The 3,198-nt window shown below is 64.6% G+C and carries 4 protein-coding genes; 2 read left to right on the top strand and 2 right to left on the bottom strand.

What is annotated here, in order from left to right; all coding sequences use genetic code 11:
• Positions 1 to 222: 222 nt before the first annotated feature.
• Together QH470_RS16650 and QH470_RS16645 are read right to left on the bottom strand one after the other, a co-directional pair.
• Entirely contained in the window at positions 223 to 579 is a 357-nt protein-coding gene (locus tag QH470_RS16650; protein WP_068049976.1) for a hypothetical protein, read from the bottom strand.
• Positions 580 to 939: 360 nt separating this feature from the next.
• A complete protein-coding gene (locus QH470_RS16645; RefSeq protein ID WP_232110912.1) occupies positions 940 to 1,545 on the bottom strand; it encodes a GNAT family N-acetyltransferase in 606 nt (201 codons plus the stop codon).
• A 34-nt stretch (positions 1,546 to 1,579) separates the two neighbouring features.
• On the opposite strand from QH470_RS16645, the gene QH470_RS16640 reads away from it, so the two are divergent.
• Positions 1,580 to 2,740, top strand: coding sequence for a cytochrome P450 family protein (locus QH470_RS16640; protein WP_138456824.1), 1,161 nt, complete (start codon positions 1,580 to 1,582; stop codon positions 2,738 to 2,740).
• Between the two features lie 89 nt (positions 2,741 to 2,829).
• Positions 2,830 to 3,198: GAF domain-containing protein (locus QH470_RS38235; protein ID WP_425302691.1), on the top strand; the 369-nt coding region annotated here is incomplete at its 3' end.

The following is a 3,198-nucleotide window of genomic DNA, read 5'->3' as shown; positions in this document are numbered from 1 at the left end:
CTTCAAAGGTGCTGGCAGTGATGGGAGTTCGGATGCCAAGTCGTCATCCGCATCGTTCCCCGGGCCTACGTACGCGCTCACCATGGAGATTCCTTATTCTCGACGTCACGGTATTTTCGCGATCGATATTATTATGATTCGACAGAGGGTGTTATATTCCTTGTGGTCCTTAATTCTGTGGTCGTTAATTCGAGATCTATCAAATTTGTGAATCGGGGGATTTCAGGCGGCCTTTTTGTTGGAGTTGAATTCTGTAGTTTCATCCAGGATTGATGAATTCTTCGGAGGTTGTGCCGCGTCTTCATTGCGTGACTCTTCTGCCGTGGTCAAGAGGCTGGACAGCAGGCGGGCAAGCTTGCGGGTATCGGGCGGGTCTCGGCGGGTGTCACGTACAGAAACGCGCTGCGCCCGTGGCTTCGCCTGGCTATCCCGATGTTCGACCCGACCGGCCGGATGCTTATCCGGGCGTGGCTCATCGGTTTCCGCAGGCACGGGCTCGACAGCGGCTTCGGTCGACGAGTCGATCGGGTCGTGCCCCGATGGCAGGTTCACTCCGATATGGGGGTCGGGTCGGTTCACGGTGGTCCTCCAGTGTCCAGATCTGTCCACCGGCACCAAGGCGGTGCCGAGGCGGCCTCTACGGGTAACTCCTCGTTTTCGGCCCCGGATTGGACACACCAACCCCCGTAAACCACTCCACCGACGGCCGGTGGAACGGCCGGATTCGACGTAGTGGCATGCCCGGAGGCCCTGCGTCGCGGCGATCGAAGCACACCTCGGCGCGGGTCCGCAGGGCTGTGTGATGGTTGCGGCCTTGAGCGGCAACCGTAGGCGTGGCCAGGCTCGAGGCGCTCGATATCAGCCCGGCGCCTCGCATCGGGCAATCGGCTTCTCCGGCTGGCTAGTTGTCTTCTCGCCCCGATTCCGGGGCTGGCGGCTTCACATGTTGATGGTCATGGCCCACATGGTGGGCCTGGCACCTACTGGTAGATGGAAGCTTTCAGTGGTCGCGAACCCCAGTCGCTGGTAGTAGGGGGTGTTGTCTTCCCGGGTGCATACGAGGTAGGCAGGGGTGGCGGGAGCCGATGTCAGGCGATCGGTGATCAGGCGTGTCGCGTAGCCGTGCCCTTGGTGTGCGGGTGAGGTTCCGATGTTGGCTAGGTACCAATGTTCGGGCTGGTGGGGGTGGTGTCGATCGAGGGTGCGCCGGACGGTGATCGCAGCGAATGTGCGGCTGGTGAGGGCGGGCAGAAGGTCGGGTGCGGCACGCAGGGTGGTGCTGACGGGTTGGTCCCATCGGGCGGGTGGGTCCCAGACGGCGACTGAGCGGATGACTCCGTCGGGGTCGGTGGCGACGCGAACTCCTCCGCCGGGGAGGTGGAAGTGGCGCAGGGAGGCGGTGAAGTACCTGGGCAGGGCGCGGTGGCGCTGCTGCGGGTTGGGCCAGATCGCGCTCATGAGCGGGTCGTCGCGGAAGGCGTCGGCGAGTACCTGGGCGCAGTCGGTGATGTCCGCGGTGGTGGCGGCACGGGTGGTGATCGGCACGGCGGACTCCTGATGGGTTGGCACACTGATGGGTATGAAGATGGGGCGGTGCCCGTTCACGGCGGGAATTCATGCGGTCGACGAACTTCACGAGGATCTCAGAACCAGTGAACCCGGTGTGCACGAGGCCGAGCTACCGGACGGGTCACCGGTGTGGGTGGTCACCGGATGGGACGCGGTGACCACACTACTGGCCGATCCCCGGATGTCGGCGGCCAAGGCCGACTCCACCACCGGCTTCCGAGGCCAGAACCTGCCCGCGGCATTGGAGGCGAACCTGCTCAATATCGATGGGGAGCAGCATCGACGTGTACGGAAACTGGCGGCCGAGGCGTTCGCGCCCGCACATCACGCCTCACAGGAACAGGTGGTGCGGGCTGCCGTGACGGAGTTGGTCGACGCATTGCCGGCGACTGGCGATATCGACTTGATGGGCGGGCTGTGCGAGCCGTTGCCGCCGCAGGTGATCGGCACCTTGCTCGGGTTGCCCGCCGACAAGCTCGATGCCTTCCGTGCAGCGGCCCGGCCTCTGTTCTTGATCGACACATCGACGCACGGCGCGGCGGTGCAGGGTGCGATGGGGACGATGTTGATGCTGGTGGCCGGGGTGATCGACGACAAGAGGCGCGATCCTGGCGATGATCTGCTCTCGCGCTGGCTCTCAGCCCGCGACGGGCAGGACCGTCTCAGTGAGGACGAGTTGATCAGTTTGGCGTTTGCCGTGATCATCGGCGGATTCGAGAACGTCACCTCGCTGACGTCTGCGGTGCTGGATGAACTGGTCCGGTACCGCTGCGAGGAGGCGCGCGAGTTACTGGGGTCACCGCCGGAGTTCGCCCGGCTGGTGCGCAAGGTGATGGGTGCCGTGGCGCCGGTGAACTATGCGCTGCGCCGGTTCCCGCTGACCGACATCGATGTCAACGGAATCCGAATCCCCCGAGGACACACCGTGATCTTGTCCCTGCGGTCGGCTCATCTCGACCCCGCCCGGCGGGAACGTCACGACCTGGTATTCGGACACGGTCGACATTTCTGTATCGGTGCCGCCTTGGCGGAGATGCAAGCCGTCCATGTCGCCCGCGCGGTCTTGGAGAAGTACCCGGTACTGAAACCGGTCAAGCCGCGCGAGCAGTATCTGTTGCGGCCGTCGTGGCTCACCTATGCCCTCGCGGAACTTTCCGTATCCACCGCGTGACCTGCGGTTCGAGCACCGTTGCGGCGCGCTGTTCTAAGATCGTTGAAAGATTCAACCAGGAAGGATCAGCGACCTCGGAGATCGACGCGATGCCGAAAAGCGGATGGACGCTCATCGAAACCTTGGAGCCGGGTCGGCTCACCGTCGTTGCGCGCGATCACGAAGCCCGAGATCGAACCTCCTTCGAGCGAGCCGTCACCGACCAGCTGGGAATCGGCAAAGCCCCAGGGCACGAGGCTGCACAATGGCTGGAAGCGCTGATCGCCGACATGCGGTCGCATCCCGAAGCGGCGGCCACGCATCGCGTCCTGCGCAACGGTCACACGGTCAGCGCCCGTCTCGTGCCGGTGATCGGGCCGGACAATGCGCTCCACGGCGCGCATGTGTGGTTTGGTGGCCGTGGGGGCCCCCCCCAGCCGCGGGCCGGGGGGGGCGGGGGGGGGGGCCGGGGGGGCCCC

Origin of the sequence: Nocardia wallacei (assembly GCF_029868745.1) — a bacterium.
GTDB lineage: Bacteria > Actinomycetota > Actinomycetes > Mycobacteriales > Mycobacteriaceae > Nocardia > Nocardia wallacei_B.
This window is presented reverse-complemented; position numbering and strand designations above follow the sequence as displayed.

Excerpts from the sequence above, each read along its gene's own strand:
- QH470_RS16640 (WP_138456824.1), top strand. The coding sequence starts at position 1,580 with ATGAAGATGGGGCGGTGCCCGTTCACGGCGGGAATTCATGCGGTCGAC.